At 74.9% G+C, this 2,569-nt stretch carries 2 protein-coding genes; both read left to right on the plus strand.

Annotated features, from left to right (window positions below; genetic code table 11):
- Positions 1–1,720 (plus strand): cysteine protease StiP domain-containing protein (locus G3I40_RS35330; RefSeq protein WP_164558929.1); only part of this gene is annotated, 1,720 nt, incomplete at its 5' end.
- Positions 1,721–1,806: 86 nt separating this feature from the next.
- On the plus strand, positions 1,807–2,538 hold the full coding sequence (locus G3I40_RS35335; protein WP_239092134.1) for an HAD family hydrolase: 732 nt from the start codon (positions 1,807–1,809) through the stop codon (positions 2,536–2,538).
- The last annotated feature ends 31 nt before the right edge of the window (positions 2,539–2,569 follow it).

Raw genomic sequence — 2,569 nt, forward strand, 5'->3', positions numbered from 1 at the left:
GATCGTCCGGGTCGGGCTCGACTGGCCGGCGGGCCTGCCGGACGGCGGGCGGCACGGGTTCACGCCCGGCCACCGCCGGACGCTGGAGGCGGCCCTGCCCGGCATGGCCGAGCGCCTCGCCCCGCACCTCACGGGCCGCGTACTCGTCCTGGGCAACGAGGAGTTGATGTACGCGCCACTGCGCCTGGCCACCGCGCTCGAAGCGACGGGCGCCGACGTCGCGTACTCCACCACCACCCGCTCGCCCGTCCTCGCCGTCGACGACCCCGGCTACGCGATACGCAGCCGGCTCGCCTTCCCGGCACACGACGCCCCCGCCGACGGCACGCCCGAGAGATACGCGTACAACGTGGCGGGAGGCGGCTTCGACACCATCACCGTCGTCGTCGACTCGGTCGGCGACTCGGCCGAACTCGCCGCGCCCGGCGGCCTGTTGGACCAGGCGGCCGCGCACGCGGCGCGGGTCGTCGTGGCCGTGGTCCCGTCGTACGTCCCCGCCGCGCGGTCCGCCCCGGAAAGGCTTCCCATGCCGCTGCCCGAGCCGCTGCGCGGCCCCGCCTTCTCCTCGTACGCGCCCGACGAGGTCGGCTGGCTGCTCCAGGACCTCTCGGACGTGACGCTGGAGGCCCCGACCGAGGAGCGCGAGGAAGCCATCCAGAGCGGCGGCGCGCACTACGCCGAGTCGCTGCCGGTCGAGTACCAACCCAGCGCGCAGTACCAGGAGTTGTTCCACGCGGCGCTCGACGCGTCGGCGGTCCGGATCGCGCGCGCCGTCGGCGTGGTCACGGAGACGGTGCTGGCGGAGCTCCCCGACAGGCGAGAGCGCGGGGGGACCCACACCCCGCGCCCCGTCCTGGTCTCGCTCGCGCGGGCCGGCACCCCCGTCGGCGTGCTGATGCGCCGCTGGGCGCTGCGCCGGTACGGCCTGGAGCTGCCGCACTACGCGGTCTCCATCGTGCGCGGCCGCGGCATCGACGCGAACGCGCTGCGCTGGCTCGCCGCGCACCACGACCCGGCGGACGTCGTGTTCGTCGACGGCTGGACCGGAAAGGGCGCCATCACGCGCGAACTGGCCGACGCGGTAAGGGAGTTCGAGGCGGCCACCGGGGTCTCCGGCTTCGTCCCGGAGATCGCCGTGCTCGCCGACCCGGGGTCGTGCGTGCGCACGTACGGCACGCGCGAGGACTTCCTGATCCCCTCCGCCTGCCTCAACTCGACGGTCTCCGGGCTGATCTCGCGCACCGTGCTCCGCTCGGACCTGGTGGGACCCGAGGACTTCCACGGGGCGAAGTTCTACCGGGAGCTGGCCGGCGCGGACGTGTCGCGGCAGTTCCTCGACGTGGTGCAGGACCGCTTCGACGAGGTCCGCGACGCGGTCGACGCCGACGTCAAGGAGCTGCTCGGCGCCGACCGCGCACCGACCTGGGAGGGCTGGGCCGCCGTCGAGCGGATCAGCGAGGAGTACGGCATCCACGACGTGAACCTCGTCAAGCCGGGCGTCGGCGAGACGACTCGGGTGCTGCTGCGCCGCGTGCCGTGGAAGATCCTTGCGCGGGCCGGCGCCGGGGCCGACCTCGACCATGTGCGCCTGCTCGCCGAGCAGCGCGGGGTCCCGGTGGAGGAAGTGGCCGAACTGCCGTACACCTGCGTGGGGTTGATCCATCCGCGGTTCACGCGCGGGGCGACGGGTGTGGACGGCAAGGCGGTGGCGGCGAAGTGAGCACCCTGCGCGCCGACGCCCCGGCCGTCGTGGCGAGCGACCTCGACCGTACGTTGATCTACTCGTCCGGAGCGCTCGGGCTGACCATGCCGGACCCCGTCGCGCCGAGACTGCTGTGCGTCGAGGTGTACGAGGGCCGCCCCCTGTCGTACGTCACCGAGGACGCGGCCGGGATGCTCGCGGAGCTGGCGCGGCGCGCGGTGTTCGTGCCGACGACGACGCGGACGCGGGAGCAGTACGGGCGGATCCGCCTGCCCGGGCCCGCACCGGAGTACGCGATCTGCGCCAACGGCGGACACCTGCTGGTCGACGGGGTGTCGGACCCGCAGTGGCGGGCCGGGGTCCAGGCGCGGCTCGACGCCGAGTGCGCGCCGCTCGGCGAGGTGCGGGAGCGGATGGTCGCGGCCGCGGACGCGGCGTGGCTGCTGAAGGAGCGGGTCGCCGAGGACCTGTTCGCCTATCTCGTGGTCGACCGGGCCAAGCTGCCCGAGGGGTGGGTCAAGGAGCTCGGGGAGTGGGCGGACGGCCTCGGCTGGACGGTCTCGCTGCAGGGCCGCAAGGTGTACGCCGTGCCGAAGCCGCTGACCAAGGGCGCGGCCGTGCGGGAGGTCGTGCGGCGGGTCGGCGGCGGGCTCGCGCTCGGGGCGGGGGACTCGCTGCTGGACGCGGATCTGCTGACGGCGGTGGACCGGGGCTGGCGGCCCGGGCACGGGGAGCTGGCGGACGAGGGGTGGACCGCGCCGGGGGTCACCGTGCTTGCCGAGCGGGGTGTCCTGGCGGGGGAGGCCGTGGTGCGGGCGTTCCTCGGGGCGCTCTGACCCGCGCCGGGATGCGGGCCTGAGGGGCCTG

The sequence above is a fragment of the Streptomyces sp. SID14478 genome, assembly GCF_010548525.1.
GTDB lineage: Bacteria > Actinomycetota > Actinomycetes > Streptomycetales > Streptomycetaceae > Streptomyces.

What these genes read in the sequence shown, in the direction of transcription:
- G3I40_RS35335 (WP_239092134.1), top strand. Translation starts at nt 1,807, where the DNA reads ATGCCGGACCCCGTCGCGCCGAGACTGCTGTGCGTCGAGGTGTACGAG.